Annotated in this window: 21 protein-coding genes and 1 pseudogene; 6 read left to right on the top strand and 16 right to left on the bottom strand. The window is 51.2% G+C overall.

Annotated elements, in window-relative coordinates; genetic code table 11:
* Nucleotides 1-342 precede the first annotated feature (342 nt).
* From AB182_RS08720 to AB182_RS30380, 16 genes and pseudogenes are all read right to left on the bottom strand, one after another.
* Nucleotides 343-948 carry a hypothetical protein gene (locus AB182_RS08720; RefSeq protein ID WP_047369738.1) on the bottom strand — a complete coding sequence of 202 codons (606 nt, stop codon included), beginning with the start codon at nucleotides 946-948 and terminating at the stop codon, nucleotides 343-345.
* A gap of 10 nt (nucleotides 949-958) precedes the next feature.
* A complete protein-coding gene (locus AB182_RS08715) occupies nucleotides 959-1984 on the bottom strand; it encodes a DUF968 domain-containing protein (protein ID WP_047369737.1) in 1026 nt (341 codons plus the stop codon).
* On the bottom strand, nucleotides 1969-2337 hold the full coding sequence (locus AB182_RS08710; protein WP_047369736.1) for a RusA family crossover junction endodeoxyribonuclease: 369 nt from the start codon (nucleotides 2335-2337) through the stop codon (nucleotides 1969-1971). The genes AB182_RS08715 and AB182_RS08710 overlap by 16 nt, the downstream gene beginning before the upstream one ends.
* Before the next feature lie 2 nt (nucleotides 2338-2339).
* Nucleotides 2340-2540 carry a hypothetical protein gene (locus tag AB182_RS08705; RefSeq protein WP_047369735.1) on the bottom strand — a complete coding sequence of 67 codons (201 nt, stop codon included), beginning with the start codon at nucleotides 2538-2540 and terminating at the stop codon, nucleotides 2340-2342.
* The gene (locus tag AB182_RS08700) at nucleotides 2537-2929 is read right to left on the bottom strand and encodes a LexA family protein (RefSeq protein ID WP_052958817.1); all 393 of its coding nucleotides are present in this window, start codon (nucleotides 2927-2929) and stop codon (nucleotides 2537-2539) included. The genes AB182_RS08705 and AB182_RS08700 overlap by 4 nt, the downstream gene beginning before the upstream one ends.
* A gap of 192 nt (nucleotides 2930-3121) precedes the next feature.
* Nucleotides 3122-3586 (bottom strand): hypothetical protein, encoded by a 465-nt coding sequence (locus AB182_RS32755; protein ID WP_223883579.1) that lies wholly within the window; start codon nucleotides 3584-3586, stop codon nucleotides 3122-3124.
* A 140-nt stretch (nucleotides 3587-3726) separates the two neighbouring features.
* Nucleotides 3727-3960, bottom strand: a complete 234-nt coding sequence (locus tag AB182_RS08690) for a hypothetical protein (RefSeq protein WP_047369733.1) — start codon at nucleotides 3958-3960, stop codon at nucleotides 3727-3729.
* A gap of 38 nt (nucleotides 3961-3998) precedes the next feature.
* Complete coding sequence (gene recA / locus AB182_RS08685; RefSeq protein ID WP_047373233.1) at nucleotides 3999-5060, bottom strand: recombinase RecA; 1062 nt, start codon at nucleotides 5058-5060, stop codon at nucleotides 3999-4001.
* Between the two features lie 194 nt (nucleotides 5061-5254).
* Nucleotides 5255-5728 (bottom strand): annotated as a pseudogene (locus AB182_RS08680) (DNA cytosine methyltransferase); the annotation flags it as partial.
* 119 nt (nucleotides 5729-5847) lie between these two features.
* Nucleotides 5848-6195, bottom strand: coding sequence for a hypothetical protein (locus AB182_RS08675; RefSeq protein WP_047369732.1), 348 nt, complete (start codon nucleotides 6193-6195; stop codon nucleotides 5848-5850).
* Nucleotides 6192-6503 (bottom strand): hypothetical protein, encoded by a 312-nt coding sequence (locus AB182_RS08670; protein ID WP_047369731.1) that lies wholly within the window; start codon nucleotides 6501-6503, stop codon nucleotides 6192-6194. The genes AB182_RS08675 and AB182_RS08670 overlap by 4 nt, the downstream gene beginning before the upstream one ends.
* The gene (locus tag AB182_RS08665) at nucleotides 6497-6937 is read right to left on the bottom strand and encodes a MarR family transcriptional regulator (protein ID WP_047369730.1); all 441 of its coding nucleotides are present in this window, start codon (nucleotides 6935-6937) and stop codon (nucleotides 6497-6499) included. Before AB182_RS08665 ends, AB182_RS08670 begins: the two co-directional genes overlap by 7 nt.
* A gap of 13 nt (nucleotides 6938-6950) precedes the next feature.
* The gene (locus tag AB182_RS08660) at nucleotides 6951-7496 is read right to left on the bottom strand and encodes a replication protein P (protein WP_139153694.1); all 546 of its coding nucleotides are present in this window, start codon (nucleotides 7494-7496) and stop codon (nucleotides 6951-6953) included.
* Nucleotides 7408-8406: a DnaT-like ssDNA-binding domain-containing protein gene (locus AB182_RS31845; protein ID WP_047369728.1), complete on the bottom strand. Its 999-nt coding sequence runs from the start codon at nucleotides 8404-8406 to the stop codon at nucleotides 7408-7410. The genes AB182_RS08660 and AB182_RS31845 overlap by 89 nt, the downstream gene beginning before the upstream one ends.
* A 54-nt stretch (nucleotides 8407-8460) precedes the next feature.
* On the bottom strand, nucleotides 8461-9015 hold the full coding sequence (locus AB182_RS08650) for a toxin YdaT family protein (protein WP_047369727.1): 555 nt from the start codon (nucleotides 9013-9015) through the stop codon (nucleotides 8461-8463).
* Nucleotides 8996-9247, bottom strand: a complete 252-nt coding sequence (locus AB182_RS30380; RefSeq protein WP_071845858.1) for a YdaS family helix-turn-helix protein — start codon at nucleotides 9245-9247, stop codon at nucleotides 8996-8998. Before AB182_RS30380 ends, AB182_RS08650 begins: the two co-directional genes overlap by 20 nt.
* 122 nt (nucleotides 9248-9369) lie before the next feature.
* Here AB182_RS30380 and AB182_RS08645 point away from each other — a divergent pair, with 122 nt between their 5' ends.
* From AB182_RS08645 to AB182_RS29715, 6 genes are all read left to right on the top strand, one after another.
* Complete coding sequence (locus tag AB182_RS08645; protein ID WP_047373231.1) at nucleotides 9370-9762, top strand: helix-turn-helix domain-containing protein; 393 nt, start codon at nucleotides 9370-9372, stop codon at nucleotides 9760-9762.
* Between the two features lie 329 nt (nucleotides 9763-10091).
* Complete coding sequence (locus tag AB182_RS33220; RefSeq protein ID WP_261802770.1) at nucleotides 10092-10214, top strand: hypothetical protein; 123 nt, start codon at nucleotides 10092-10094, stop codon at nucleotides 10212-10214.
* The gene (locus AB182_RS08640; protein WP_047369726.1) at nucleotides 10211-10396 is read left to right on the top strand and encodes a DUF1482 family protein; all 186 of its coding nucleotides are present in this window, start codon (nucleotides 10211-10213) and stop codon (nucleotides 10394-10396) included. The genes AB182_RS33220 and AB182_RS08640 overlap by 4 nt, the downstream gene beginning before the upstream one ends.
* 168 nt (nucleotides 10397-10564) lie before the next feature.
* Nucleotides 10565-10900 (top strand): hypothetical protein, encoded by a 336-nt coding sequence (locus AB182_RS08635; protein WP_047369725.1) that lies wholly within the window; start codon nucleotides 10565-10567, stop codon nucleotides 10898-10900.
* 15 nt (nucleotides 10901-10915) lie between these two features.
* The gene (locus AB182_RS08630; protein ID WP_047373230.1) at nucleotides 10916-11254 is read left to right on the top strand and encodes an RrF2 family transcriptional regulator; all 339 of its coding nucleotides are present in this window, start codon (nucleotides 10916-10918) and stop codon (nucleotides 11252-11254) included.
* A 140-nt stretch (nucleotides 11255-11394) separates the two neighbouring features.
* Nucleotides 11395-13866 carry an exonuclease gene (locus tag AB182_RS29715; protein ID WP_082137029.1) on the top strand — a complete coding sequence of 824 codons (2472 nt, stop codon included), beginning with the start codon at nucleotides 11395-11397 and terminating at the stop codon, nucleotides 13864-13866.
* Nucleotides 13867-13919 lie beyond the last annotated feature (53 nt).

The raw sequence follows: 13919 nt of genomic DNA, 5'->3' as shown, positions 1-13919 counted from the left end.
CCAGTAGAGGGAATGGGCCAGCGACCAAAGAGGGCGGCCTCTGCGCAAGCGCCTGACGGTTGGGTAATGAGCCGCCGCCAGTGAGGCCTGAATACGAAAAGCCCCGCAAATTGCGAGGCTTGATATGTTTTGCTTTTCGACGATATGACAGGGGTACTGGTGCAATGCACCCCGCGAATACCCCTGTCGTATCGCCGGAAAACAAAAAACCCGCAGTGCGGGCTTTTCGATTATGTCAGATTGTCGCTTCTCGTCGCTGCCATCGTGGCGCAGCTCTGCCAAGCATGCCTAAATAAAACATTTTTCTGGCCCGTTTTCAATGCAAATAACAAAAAATAACTTTCATGCGTTCTCTACCAGAAGTTTTCGGGCCGACAGGAATACCTTTGCCCTGAATATTTCAAGGCACCAGCGGACGCGTTTTCTGGCCTCATCAGCTGTAAGCCACGGTGCAATAACCTGCAATTCCCGGGTAATGTCTGAGATTTTTTTTCGCGTGGTGTAGTACTGGAGACCCACCAGATAGACCGGATCATTTAAATCCATCGCCCGCAAAACGCTCTGCTCTACAAAATCAGTGTCATCCTTACGAATTGCCTCATCAATTACACTTACTGACGGCCGGGGCCAGAGAATTTCATGCGCACGATTCATTGCAAGTTGTCCCCTGAAACCTTCGCTGCGCGCCTGGTTCAACGCAGCAGTAAAACGCTCCAGAGCTTTATCTGACCAGTTCCTCCCTCTCATCCCATTCCAGCAGGAGTGCCCGCGAGGTTTTTTAGGGCCAGTATTTCCCCTTACGCATTCGCCCCAGACCGTAAGTAAAGACTTTACCCAGGCTGACTGAACAGATGTCAAAGGAGTGAATTTCCCAAGGTAAGTTTTGCGCGGTGCAGTTGCGACAATACCCATACCGGCTAAATGCTGACGACGTTGACGTGGTGTCATGTTTGCTCCTTTACGCCAGAACGCCGAGCGCAAAGGCGCGGTCCAGCAATTTGATAATGAGTTCAGGTTGTGTGCCGTACTGGCGCTCGAACGCCGCCGGGCTGTTGTGAAGTTCGGTATGGTGTTTTCTACAGAGAGGAATGGTGAACGCGTCGTGAGCTTTGGTCGCCATGCCACCCTGCCCCCAGCCAATCATATGATGGGCATCATCGGCGGGGTTGCCGCAGCACATGCACGGTTGGGTCTTCACCCAGGCGAGGAACTTTGGATTTTCCCAGCGGATGCGTTTTGGTCGCGCATAAAGTGTCTGCGGCGCCACGGGATCAACCGCGACTGAAACCACGGGTTTTATGGCTGGTAGCTGAGGAAATGCCGCTTTTTTGACTTTCTCCGCCAGTATGCTGGTGGCTGGCAGAGACGGGACAATATCGGATTCGCGCATAACAGACGACATTGTTTCAACAGGCAAACCAAGCACCCGGCGGGAAACTTCCTCCGGTATGGCCTCAGTAACTCCCCGGAGAATGGCCCACCAGCACAGCTCTGGCAGAGTTACTTCGTGGTCGTCGGCAAATCGCAGCTCACGGCGAATGGCGCGCAAAATCCAGATGGCGGCATTTTTGGCAACGATTTGATCCAGTTCCTGACTGGGTGCTTCACGCAACTGGTTATCGCAGTGCCAGCAAAGCAGTGCAGCGCCACCGGCATGGCGATGAGTAACCAGCTCTTTGTGGTGATAAGTTGAGTGCGGCCACTGGCACTTTTTACCGCGGCGCCGTAACCAGGACTCGAGCCCATTAATACCTCCAGCCGCATTAATAACCTTCTGGTGAGTGAAGAACGGGCACAATGCCGGATCATCAATAAGCATCTGCCGGACAGGCGGTACGGCACCCGAAGGAAGGTCAACCATATTCTCTGGCTGACGCTCCACCAGCACGCGACCAGAAGTGAAAATATGCATTAACTCGCGACCGGGACGCAGAAGCACAACCCCCATATCCCGGGCGATATCCGGTTTCAGCAGGACGCGCATGCCGCCTCCCGGATTATGATTTGCCCGATCTCGCCCCACACTTTAGTTATGTGGCAATCCCAGATGTGCGCATCATCCTCATAGAGCGCATCCATCAGGGCTTTCAGCATGTTGTCGCAGTCAGGCTTAGCCTGGTGTGGCTGGCCGTTATGTTGCTGGCGTTTCTTTTTGCTCCAACTGGCTGGCATAGGCAGGACAAACGTGACATGCGCACCAGACTCAGGCAGGGCTACACCACGCAGTCGCACCTCATCGCAGAACGCCCGGTAACGCATAACCTCAGGGCGCTTTTTCCACTTGTCGGCGCGAGTCATACGGGGTTTGCCCATCGGCACGATTGGATAAATTTGCATACTCACTCCCAGTGCCTCCACTGGTAAGTTTTATCTGGACGCGGTGGCTTGCCCGACTCAGGCAGGCGCGCGCTGACAATCCAGCTCTTATAGTCAGGAGCAAGGCTTTTTTCGGTTTCGACGTGTTTTGCCGTGTAGCGGGCAACCAGCTCCGTGGCTTGTTCGGCGGTGAGGTCAGTATGTGTGAACCAGCCTTTTTTCATTGCCCGCCCTCGTACAGTCGGACAAATTCCTCAGCGCGTGCACGGGCGCCGGGTTCATGGTTCAATAACGCATTCAGCAACTGCACCGCAAGAACAGGCTCCTTGTTACCGACGATTGTTATACCGCGGGCAGCCCCCCGGACCTGGTTAATTAACCCTTTTCGCTCAAGCGCCTTGAGGTGTTCAGCGACTGCATTAACAGAACGGACGCCAATAAGCCCGGCCAGTTCTTTCATGGTTGGCGGGTAACCGTGCTGCCGGATATAGAACAGCAGCAGGTCATATACTTCCTGCTGTCGCGGAGTGAGGTTTTGCAACAACAAGAGGCCGACTGCGTCTTCACGCGTATCAGCCAGTGGATGTTCTGATTTTGAGGTGGTATGCGCCATGGGTCTCTCCGTGGCGCAGCAGGTGTCGGGGGTTCAATCCGACATGGAAGATACTAACAGATAATCGTTGCTATTGGTTAACCGCCGAAAACAGCCGTGACATTAATTTATCTTTATGCATCACCAGTCAGCCATTTTTTGCGGACCGACTGAGAAAATCTATCGAGACTAAGGTCCCGGAGGGCTTGGTGGTTACTTTTGCGATGCGGAGCGTAGCGCTAATTGGTCCAACGCATCTTGTACCTGATTTCTAACATTGTTATTAGTGATGGGAACTTGCTGCATTTGACCGAATGCCATCTGCGTTTCAACCCACATGTCCGCCCATACCTTCGTATCGCTATTGATTTGAGCAAGGGTGAATCGAGTTTTACTTACCGGGGTAGTTGAATAAGCATTCCCAATAAGCGCTTGTGACAAGATTGCCTGTCCGCCCTCCTGCTGTTTCCCGCATGTAATGGTGTTGTCAGTAGACTCAGAGATCATAAAACCAGTAGAGCTACACAACTCAGTTATCCAATCTTTGACTTGTGATTTTTGCGTATTTTTATAAACAGCCTCGGGCTTCCCCGATGCCGTTTGTTTTTTTAAAGGCGCCTGCCCAGCACATCCTACGACACTAAAAATGATTGCGGACGCCATCAGAACTTTTTTCATTATCATCCCCTGATTAGTATGGTTTTGAGCATATTAACCAGGGGATGCTTGAAAGCAACGAAATAGTGTTGAGATTACTTTTTCGCAATATTCTGACTTATGAATCCGCCAACCTTATCTACTATGAGATACCTGGTCAGCTAACATGCCGCATCAGATACGTGACAAACGCGATAACCGGCCTTTTCCAGCATCATTGTGAACATTGAAGGTGTGCCAATAACCTCATCTTCCATCAGCGGCATGAATGAAACCATATCGCCTTTGCGATACATCATGGCACGCTGGCAGTCAGGAAATGACTCGAGATAAGCGATTATCGCCCTGTCTGCACAACGTACCACTGCAAAACCGGTATCAGGCAAGTCATCCATGCCCCCTCCTTCTTCTTGTTTCGCACGACCATATTGGGTTATTCGTTTTCTGCGTCTTCTGTTGCTTCTTCAGGAGGGGTTACATCTGAGGGGATAGCTCCCGCCACCAGCGCATTTTCTCTGATTAGTGACTCTATCTCGCCGGAAACACCTGGGTTTTCCTCAAGCCATTTAGTCGCATTGCCGCGACCATTCCCAATTTTTTCGCCTTTATAGTCGTACCATGCGCCCATTTTTTGGATGATTTTTAACTGGACACCCAGATCAAGAATTTCATCGGTACGGGATATTCCTTTACCAAACAGAAGACGGTAGGAGGCCTTTTTGAACGGCGCCGCCACTTTATTTTTTACAATTTTAACGGTCGTATCCTTACCGACAATCTGCTCGCCTTCCTTGATGTTTGTCGCCCGCACATCCAGGCGAACGGTCGCATAGAATTTCAGCGCGTTTCCTCCCGTAGTAGTCTCCGGGTTACCAAACATGACGCCAATTTTCATTCTCAACTGATTGATAAATATCACCACTGTTTTCGTTTTGCTGATTTCGCCAGCTAATTTACGCATGGCCTGGCCCATCATGCGGGCTTGAATACCCATTTGTGGATCACCAATTTCGCCCTCAAGTTCAGCTTTTGGGACCAGCGCAGCGACAGAGTCAACGACAATCACGCCCACGGCGCCAGAGCGCACCAGAGCGTCGGTAATTTCCAGAGCCTGCTCACCCGTATCGGGTTGCGAAATAAGCAGATTATCGATGTCCACCCCAAGCATTTGCGCATAGCGAGGATCAAGCGCATGTTCCGCATCAATGAAAGCACACTGCCGACCCGTTTTTTGGGCCGCAGCAATAGCAGAAAGGGCGACAGTGGTTTTACCGGATGATTCGGGGCCGTACACTTCAATAATCCTGCCTACCGGGATCCCACCACCCAGCGCGATATCCAGACTAAGCGACCCGCTGGACATCGTTTCAACTATCAGGTTTGAGTTTTCACCAAGGCGCATAATTGAGCCCTTACCAAACTGTTTCTCTATTTGTCCCATCGCAGCCTGGAGGGCTTTTGTTTTTTCTTCCTGGTTGGCAGGTTTCTCATTCATAACTTTTTTCTTATCGTTCGCCATGGCGGATCTCCTGTATGAGCAATAACTGTGTTTATGTACATACTGTATAAATAAACAGTACACTCATAAATTAGAATGATCAATACAGTGAAGGTACAAATTGTTAATGCGGTAGCTGACAATATAAAAAAGAAAACCCGCATGCAGCGGGTTGAATTTATGAAGGTTTACTATGCGGCCATTTCTTTGGCTGAACACATCTCTGGCAGATTAGCCCTCACCAGTGCTTCCGCGAACGGCGGCGGTACCGCGTTGCCGCACCTCGCAACTTGCTTGTCTTTTGCGTACTTCACGCCTTGATAGTCGCGGTCGATGATGTACCACTCCGGGAATCCCTGCGCCCGGTAAAGCTCGCGCGGCTGGAGCATGCGCATACCGATATCAACGATGCGATATACCACGTCTTTGATGGTTACAAACTCGCTGATGCCGTACTCATGCAGGAATGCCGCCACCTGCCCCGCCCGGTGCTCGTCATATTCGTTTTCAGCCAGCATGGTCCTCACCTCACCAAAGTGCAGGCCACCCGCCGTTACGGTCTGCAACGGTGTATCGGTTGGCTGCCCGATATTCGTGCCACGCATTTTAATAACGCTGGACGTGATCAAAGCGTGGTGGTTTCCAGTCGTAATAGTATGGGATGGCGGGCCATCGAGTCGAACTCATTTGCCAGGCACGCCATTTCTTTCAACGTCGGTGAACGCTCTTTGAGGCAGATTATTTCGTGGCGCACCGAATCTGCTGCATAGCTGAATGCATCAGCTCATGCTTCTTCTCGCAGGGCTGCGATTGCTGCCGATGTGGCGAGGGATTGCATGCAAGCTATGATTGACTTCATTCCAGCCAACAACGCCTCGTCCTCCGAAGCTCCGTTACCTTCTGCAATTGCGGACGCCGCTGCACCTTCCTCGCTATGTTTTAACCAGTTTTCGGGAGTAAGAAGAATGGTGTTTTCCATCGCCAACTGCGCGGTCAGTTCGGTTTGTTTATCCAGTGCAGTAGCCAGGTGAGACACCATTTTGGCGATCTCGATAATCGGTGTGTCAGCCGTCATTGCGGCTGCAAATTCGTGCCCCACACGGGCTACATGTTTGTTTGCAACGATTGTCATTTCTGTGCGCTCCCGAAAATTTTGTGAACCTGATAACCCTGCCATTTTTCGCGGCAAATCTGCGCTGCAGTTTGCGGCGCTGGAGGACAGGCAGCGGGTGCCACTCGCGAACGCCACCGATGTGTAAGCCGGTATTCAGGGTGGTGAGGTTTACCAACGTTTTTCACGATGCCCGCCAGCGTCAGACGTTTCAGGCGGTCGTAGGCCTCTTTGATGTCGCAGCCCAGCAGACTGCGAACCTGCCGTGTGGAAATGGATTTTTCCCGTACCAGAAATTCAACGATGGCGCGTTGCTCAGGTTTCAGCATGCTTCTGCCCTCCGCGCGCGGGCATTGCGAATGCAGCGGTTACGCAATCGGGAAATGTCCTGAATCTCCTGACTGCTTTTTGCCAGTCGCATAATCTCGCTGTATTTCGTAGCAGCACGCAGCCAGTGCCCCCGTGATTCAATCAGAGCAGCCTCTTCAAGCGCCACCCGTAGAACTTCCGGATCGGCTTTTTGACCAAGCTCCGGTAACTCGATATCGGGGATATCGCTGCCGGGCACAACGGTATATTCCCAGTGGGTGCCGTTGTGGCTCCGGGTCATGACACCGCGCTGTACTAACGCAGCCAGTTGCTGCCCCGTCGAACCGGAGTCAGTGTTGAAAACGTCGCATATTTCCGGGGTGGTAATACCCGGGTGCTGGCTGACATACACAACCAGTCGGTCAGCCTGAGTAATTCGTTTTTGTTTGGTCATTGGTCAAAACTCGTTAGTTGATTAAACCTGCCGCTTTGCGGCGCTTGTACTCTTCCATCAGCAACTGTGCCGGGGTTGGCCCAGCCGGTGCTTTCGGCCCTGCCAGTTGACGCACTACCGGAGGAATCGAGAAACCGTTTTGAACGTGCTTCGTCCACTTGGTCAGTAATTTTTCAGCCAGCCGCTGCAGCTCGTTTTCCGTCATACGTCGGTCCACGCCTGTGCGGCGCATTTCAATGCAGATGTGGTAGAGCACAGGCTGAGGCCATGGATATTTATCGCTGCCGGAATAGCGGTATGACTCATTGCGCCAGCGCTTGTATTCCGCCATCACCATTTCTGATGTCAGGCTGAATGGGTTTGCGCCACTCTCTGATACCAGCGAAACAAATTCTGCCAGGTCTGGCGGCCAAGAGTTCCCGGCGGCGCAGCGCTCCATGCACTGATTGCATACCAGGGTGATTTGCCTCTCAGTCATCGAACCGATCTGAGCTATCCACATAGTCGAGGGTTCGGCCCCGTTCTTCTGCGTCCAGCGGTTCGAGTAGATTTCCGCCATGACTTCCCACAGGCGCCATGCCGTGTCTTCCGCCCGAGGATCCACCATCACGTTCTTTTCGGGCTCGAGCATCCCGGACTTGCTGTACTGCTCTTGAAGCGCTTCCAGAGTGAACTGGCGCATTTTCGTTACCTCTCGCTGCTACGGATTTTTGGTTGTTGGCCCGCGCTACGGGTATGTGCCGGGCAAACTTCTGTTCCCACTGAACCTGCGTGAAAACCTTCATTTCAGCCCCCCAATAGGTTGTGAATTCCGCCAATTCGGTTGGCAGGTAATCCGGTTCTGGTAGAGCTATGCCCCACATCGCTGCTCGTCGCCGGAAATCACGAGACGGGAGCCAGGCATCCGTCATCTGAAATTTGCCGATAGGTTCATCTACGCCTTCCAGATATCGGGGGGCTTGAGTCGGCGGCGGATGTTGTTGCCGTTGTTCTTCCTGATCCTGAAATTCTTCTTCGCGCTCGCTAAGAGAGGGGTTTGATCCTTTTCCCTTCCCTTCCTTTCCTTTTCCGTCAGTGACACATCCTTGAGCACTCACTGAGTCATCACTGAACTGATTACCACTGCCGCCACTGTTTTCAGTGAGTAGTACCGGAGCGGGTATCTTTGTTGCCGACGGCCGGTTGATTTTCTGATGCTTAGCGAAGCCCTTTATGTGCAAATATTCCTGACCGTTCACTGAGTACTCAGTGAGTAATCCATGAGTGATTAACTCAGCTATGAGGGGTTCGCAGTCGATTAAATCCGCCGGGAACACCTGCATTTTGATCCGCTTGTGGGAACGCTCCATGCATCCCAGGTCATTGGCGAAGTTGAACAACCCAATAAACAGAAGTCGGGCGGGGATCGTGCATTCCACCACCTTTTCATCTGTCCAGAATTCAGGTTTCACTGTTCTGATGCGGGCCATCTAAAACCTCGTATTAATCAGCAAAATGCTGATGGTCATTGGTCAAAACTCGTTTCAAAAACACTGCGGCGCCAGAGTGCTGAGCAATGCCAGCGCTGGTTCTGATATCTCTTTCGGAAGCATCGCGTAAAGCGATGTGGCTGCCTCCCATATCTCTTTTTCAAGGCGCTGCAGAGGCGCGCCCAGCATCTTTGCCTGGTGGGCCTCAGAGCATTCTTTGATTGCTGCAGCCACCAGTTCTGCTTCGGTCTTGCCAGAACGGAGACCGTAGGCGCGTGCTATCTCGATTGGCATCACGGATGAAATCGCCGGGGCCAGTTGCATGACATAGCGGTTGTATTTTTCGGATCCGTTTTCGTTACGCAGATAGCGGAACAAGTTCAGCTTGTTGACTGTGATCCCCTTGCCGCCAGTACGTTTCCATTCTTCTGCCACCAGCCGCGCTATCTGTTCCTGAGCCTGACCCGGCAACGTTTTTTCCCATTCGCTGACGGCGGTATTGATCGCCATCCGTTTCAGGTTGTCCCGCCGCCGCGGTTCAATCTGATTTTTCGATTTCAATGCCAAAGGCGGACATTGATTAGGATGATCAAAGCTGATTGTGTGCATGGGCAGTCTCCTGCTGCGGCAAGCCATCAGTGGGGTTTGGGTAAAGATCGGGGCGTAACTCATGTGGAGTTACTTGCCAGTCCAGAACACGGCAAGCATTCAGGACTTCTGTGCTGGCTACCTGAGTGCGAAACCAGACAGATACTGTCTGAGAGTTTTTACCCAAACGACGTGCTAGTTCCGACTGACTTCCACATAAAGAGATTATTTTCTGTTGAGTGGCTTCTTTCATGGTTCCTCCTGATTTCCGTACCACATGATTGATAATTAATTTATCAGTGTCAAGAAATTTAACTAACCACAACTACAAAGAAACTTTGTATTCTTGGTTACTGGTTTGATTTGGATATGAATATGAACTTTGAAGAACGGCTGATAAGGGCCATTGAAGAGGCTGAAATATCTCAATCTGAATTGGGTCGGCGTATTGACGTTAACTCCCAAACGGTAAGTCATTGGTGTAACGCCGGGAGTTTTCCAAGAAAAGAAAAGCTGGCCCTCTTGCCTCAAGCGCTTGGGAAGCCTCTGTATTGGTTCTTCATGACTGATGAAGAAGAAGAGCATTTAAATTCAGTCACCGCCAGCAAGACAGTCCTTAATTCAAAACAAGCGGCTCTGTTAGAGGTTTTTGATCAACTACCCGAATCAGAGCAGGACCGCTTCATATCATTGGCAAAGACTCGTTTAGAAGAACTTGATGCATTTATGGCTGAGTTCTTACGCAAAAGAAAAATTGACCCTCCGTAATCCCACTTTAACTACATTAAAGCCGCATAATTGCGGCTTTTTTTATGCCCACCCCTTAGCCGTACAGTTATTGCAAAATACGCACTGGTATATTTATTATCAGATTTGCGTTGACTATTGGTATGTTTATTTGTAGCCTGATTTTACAGAATCAGTCATCCAGGCAGGACGCCCACGAAGTAGCTGCCGGCGGCATACGAAACACCGGATGAGATGGCGACATTGATATTCATTTTTCAGTAATTTCGCGCAGCAGGCTTTACCCGTTCCGCTCGCCAGCGATACAGGCACACACTCGACATGAACCTCATCCAAGGGGAGAAAGAACAATGAAGGATTTCGCACGCGTTTCTGTTGGCATTCAGGCCGTGAAGTTGAATTGGGCTGTGGCTCGCATTCGCCAGTTCTGCTATTTCCTGGCGCAGAAAGGCAACCCGGAGATTAAGGCGTGAGCACGTTTTTTTATTTAGTCATCACCGTTTGTGCGCTGACTGGCGAGTGTTCTGATACCCCGCTGGGTGTGTATCAAACCGAAGATGACTGTAATGCCGCTGCTGCGGAGCAAAGCGTTAAAGGCGAATGCTTCCCGGTAAGTATTCCGGCTGCCGACCAACAGCCTGCAGTTCATTTTTAAACGAGTTTTCACCAATAACCAACGGCTGTAGCCAGCCTGATGCCCAGTGCACGGGGTATCGTGATGGCAATACCGCCATCATAACCAAACAGGAGGCGATGACCTGTTCTGGTTAAATTGGATAAATCTTCTTTGCCCGCCTCACGGCGGGCCTTTTTAGGAGGAGATATGTCAGCAAACGAATTAGCGCTGCGTTTCAGCACCGCACCCGCTGAGCAGCTCATCGGCAGACTACCGGTGCTGGAAGTGAAGGAAGCTCTTTGGCAGGAAGTTGAGGATGAAGTTCTCACTGAGGTTTATCAGGAACATGAGTTTGAAATGGAAGCGGTATCGGAACAGACAGATGCAGCGAACCGCCTGGCCAGCAAATTCGAACTCGTCGCCGAGACCTTCGGCACCGCCATCAGGCTGGCATTGACGCTACCACCAGCAGAAGCGAAGCAAATTTTGCAAGATGCTATCGACGATAACCCCGGTTACGGCCGGGAGCCGGATAAGGGATAAGTTATGGAATTTGGAATGAAACGTATCATTGCCTCAGTGCGCGTCGTCGCTGTAATGAAAAAGCTTTATACCGGCGCACCTGTCACTGTTGCGACCATCAGCAACGAACTGAAGCTTTCCCCGTCTTACGTTGAACAGATCGTATCAAAGCTGGGGAAGGCCAAAATCGTGCGTGGTCAAAAAGGGCCGGGAGGCGGCTACCACCTTTGCAAACCTGAGTCCGAAACCAGCGTCGCCGAAGTGATCCGCGCTGTAACCATAATTCCGCACAGCAGCATTTTCGACCCGGTACTGGTTGCGCTCGACAGTGTTCTCGTCTCGCAACTGTCCGACGCAAAAATCAGTACCCCATAAAGCACAAAACCCGCGCAAGGCGGGTTAAGTACCCGGTCAGCCGACCAAAGCTTTCCGGAACGAGTTTTGACCAATAACCAACCGCAGGCGGCTAATCATTAGCTGCCGGGTATCTTACAACCATCAGGAGCCCGAAGGCAATGAAACCATATGCACGCCTTGTTCAAAACAAGGCTAAAGCCTCAGAAGCAAAAAGCATCTTTTACTGGAAATCAGCTAAAACAGCGGAACGCGTAGATCGCGATTTAGCAAACGCACTCGAAGATGCAGAAATAGAAGTTGGCCGTGGCAAAGACTACTTAAAACCAGTTGCTACGAATTTTCCGGTGTTTGATGACTTGCCACCTGAGGGTACACTCGATTTCACCTGGTGCGATCGCTACGAACTGGGCGAGGATGGGCTCACCTGGCAGAAAATTATCAAACCGGATCCATCAGCACCGACCGAAAAAGAAACACTCCCGGTTACATCCGATGAAGCGAATATCTCCCTAGAAAATCGTGGGCTGGCTGTTCGCATTGCCATTCACCTGCTGAACGATAAATACCAGACCCATATCACGAAGGCGCAGCAAATTGCCGCCACCGAGCTGTCACTGGATGAAAGCAACTCCTACGTGCATAACTTACTCCAGGCCATCACTGACGTTGCTGAATTTGCTGACCTGTCATTGCATGTTGAGTGGAAACTGGTGCAGGCAGTCAAAGCTTTATTTTCTCAGGATGGCGAGCACTCCCCGACGCTACTGGTAGAATTTGTGGCGAACTGGATCGCTGCTGAACCGGATTCCCGCAATCAGTTGCTTGAGGACTGGCAAAGCGGCAAATTACCCCCCAAAGCCCCGTTGACCCAGAGCGAGGATGTTACTGATACGATGGAGCATCCTGCGGCACAACTGGGATTCCGCCAGCAGATCCTTGCCGCTTACATTTCAGATGAATTTGCCCATCACGTCACCGCTGACCAGAGGATCATGATCTCCGATCTCATGCTCGACGTGGATAACCATTATGTTCAAAACCTGCTGCTGGCCGCTGAGAATGTAGCGGAGGCAAAAAAATATTCCTGGCACGAGATCTGGAAGCTTACTGACGCTGTAAAAAAAGTACTGCCCCCTTCTGCGCGTCACGAACTCGGCGTTGTTTTGCGGTTCATGCAGGCATGGGCCGCAACTCATCATATTGACCGGGGCTTACTGGTTAAAGAGTGGCTGGCTGGAAAACGCGTAGCCGCTATTCAGAGAACTGATTCAGGCACGACTGCTGGCGGTGGAATTCAAACAGACCGCAATCCAGACTACATCCACACGCTGGATACACTGGATGTTGAAATCGCTGCAGCAACGCTGCCGATGGATTTTGATATCTACAACATCCCAGTAGGTATCCATCGCAGGGCGAAAGAAATTATTTCCGGCAAAGAGAGCCCCTGGAAAGAGTGGTCAGATATCCTCCGCAAAACGCCTGGTATTTTAGATTATTCCCGGGCAGCAATTTTTGCAGTCATCAGAAGCGCTCATCCCGAGTTTTATAAATCCCCAGGTCGTCTGAGCGGTTACATAAATGCCTACCTGACCGAAACCGATCATGCCAACCCAAATGCAGCAACACTTGTTGCCGCGCGCCAGTTGGATAGTGCAGCAGTAGTTGCCGGGGTCGTTCAGGGAACAGAACCGTTAGAAAGTCTGGATAAGCTCTCTACCGAATTCGTTGTTGTAGGCAAGCACGTTGCAGAAGCAGCAGGCAAAACTGCAGGGGATTCTAAAACAACAACGGAAGTTGCGAATCTCGGTAATGGCGTTTTCTCCATCGATAACCTGATGGGCCAACTATCCGCCACCAGCACAACCACACTACAGAACGAGGCTGCCGACGATGTGCAGATGGAAGAAACTGGCCGTGATGAAACCCAGACTGATTCTGCGGTACCGCCGGGCGAAGCAGAAAATGTGTCAACTGAAAGCGGTGCTGCAGCTCGTCCACAGGCAACTGCCGTAGATAATAATATTGATACCGGACATCAAATTAACGATGACGAATCATTCACCCTGATGACGCATGTGATGGTTGACCTGGAAACTATGGGGAACAATCCAGAAGCACCGATTATCGCCATCGGCGCGGTGTTTTTCGATCCGGGAACAGGTAAAACAGGTCCAGAGTTCTATCAGATTGTCAGCCTCGAGTCCGCAATGGAGTTCGGTGCGAAACCTGACGCTGCCACAATAATCTGGTGGATGAAACAGTCAGCAGAAGCACGCGCAGCGATAACCGGCGGCGATGCAATTTCGCTGATGGACGCCATAGATAACCTCGACGAATTTATTCACACGAATTCAGCCAACGGCATCAAGTATGTGCAGCTCTGGGGCAATGGCTGCTCATTCGACAACGTAATTTTGCGCCGCGCATATGAGCAGGTTGGCGCGGAATTGTCCGTGCCGTTCTGGAATGACCGTGACGTGCGCACCATTGTCGAGTTGGGCAAAGTTGTCGGTATCAATCCGCGCTATCAGATCCCTTTTGAAGGCGACATGCATAACGCACTGGCCGATGCCCGGCACCAGGTCAAATACGTTTCAGCTATCTGGCAGCGCCTGACTGCAAACTGATTTTCCAAAATCATAAATCAACATCCCGGTCAGTTATCTTTTACTGACCGGTC

This window comes from Phytobacter ursingii, assembly GCF_001022135.1.
Lineage (GTDB): Bacteria > Pseudomonadota > Gammaproteobacteria > Enterobacterales > Enterobacteriaceae > Phytobacter > Phytobacter ursingii.
The sequence above is the reverse complement of the archived record's forward strand: the minus strand, read 5'-3'. Positions and strand labels throughout refer to the sequence as shown.

What these genes read in the sequence shown, in the direction of transcription:
- AB182_RS08675 (WP_047369732.1), bottom strand. Translation starts at nt 6,195, where the DNA reads ATGACAATCGTTGCAAACAAACATGTAGCCCGTGTGGGGCACGAATTT.
- AB182_RS08650 (WP_047369727.1), bottom strand. Translation starts at nt 9,015, where the DNA reads ATGCACACAATCAGCTTTGATCATCCTAATCAATGTCCGCCTTTGGCA.
- AB182_RS08690 (WP_047369733.1), bottom strand. Translation starts at nt 3,960, where the DNA reads ATGGATGACTTGCCTGATACCGGTTTTGCAGTGGTACGTTGTGCAGAC.
- AB182_RS30380 (WP_071845858.1), bottom strand. Translation starts at nt 9,247, where the DNA reads ATGAAAGAAGCCACTCAACAGAAAATAATCTCTTTATGTGGAAGTCAG.
- AB182_RS08715 (WP_047369737.1), bottom strand. Translation starts at nt 1,984, where the DNA reads ATGCGCGTCCTGCTGAAACCGGATATCGCCCGGGATATGGGGGTTGTG.
- AB182_RS08630 (WP_047373230.1), top strand. Translation starts at nt 10,916, where the DNA reads ATGAAACGTATCATTGCCTCAGTGCGCGTCGTCGCTGTAATGAAAAAG.
- AB182_RS29715 (WP_082137029.1), top strand. Translation starts at nt 11,395, where the DNA reads ATGAAACCATATGCACGCCTTGTTCAAAACAAGGCTAAAGCCTCAGAA.
- AB182_RS08705 (WP_047369735.1), bottom strand. Translation starts at nt 2,540, where the DNA reads ATGAAAAAAGGCTGGTTCACACATACTGACCTCACCGCCGAACAAGCC.
- AB182_RS08665 (WP_047369730.1), bottom strand. Translation starts at nt 6,937, where the DNA reads ATGACCAAACAAAAACGAATTACTCAGGCTGACCGACTGGTTGTGTAT.
- AB182_RS31845 (WP_047369728.1), bottom strand. Translation starts at nt 8,406, where the DNA reads ATGGCCCGCATCAGAACAGTGAAACCTGAATTCTGGACAGATGAAAAG.
- AB182_RS08635 (WP_047369725.1), top strand. Translation starts at nt 10,565, where the DNA reads ATGTCAGCAAACGAATTAGCGCTGCGTTTCAGCACCGCACCCGCTGAG.
- AB182_RS08720 (WP_047369738.1), bottom strand. Translation starts at nt 948, where the DNA reads ATGACACCACGTCAACGTCGTCAGCATTTAGCCGGTATGGGTATTGTC.
- AB182_RS33220 (WP_261802770.1), top strand. Translation starts at nt 10,092, where the DNA reads ATGAAGGATTTCGCACGCGTTTCTGTTGGCATTCAGGCCGTGAAGTTG.
- AB182_RS08700 (WP_052958817.1), bottom strand. Translation starts at nt 2,929, where the DNA reads ATGGCGCATACCACCTCAAAATCAGAACATCCACTGGCTGATACGCGT.
- AB182_RS08670 (WP_047369731.1), bottom strand. Translation starts at nt 6,503, where the DNA reads ATGCTGAAACCTGAGCAACGCGCCATCGTTGAATTTCTGGTACGGGAA.
- AB182_RS08645 (WP_047373231.1), top strand. Translation starts at nt 9,370, where the DNA reads ATGAACTTTGAAGAACGGCTGATAAGGGCCATTGAAGAGGCTGAAATA.
- AB182_RS08660 (WP_139153694.1), bottom strand. Translation starts at nt 7,496, where the DNA reads ATGGCGGAAATCTACTCGAACCGCTGGACGCAGAAGAACGGGGCCGAA.
- AB182_RS08710 (WP_047369736.1), bottom strand. Translation starts at nt 2,337, where the DNA reads ATGCAAATTTATCCAATCGTGCCGATGGGCAAACCCCGTATGACTCGC.
- AB182_RS32755 (WP_223883579.1), bottom strand. Translation starts at nt 3,586, where the DNA reads ATGAAAAAAGTTCTGATGGCGTCCGCAATCATTTTTAGTGTCGTAGGA.
- recA (WP_047373233.1), bottom strand. Translation starts at nt 5,060, where the DNA reads ATGAATGAGAAACCTGCCAACCAGGAAGAAAAAACAAAAGCCCTCCAG.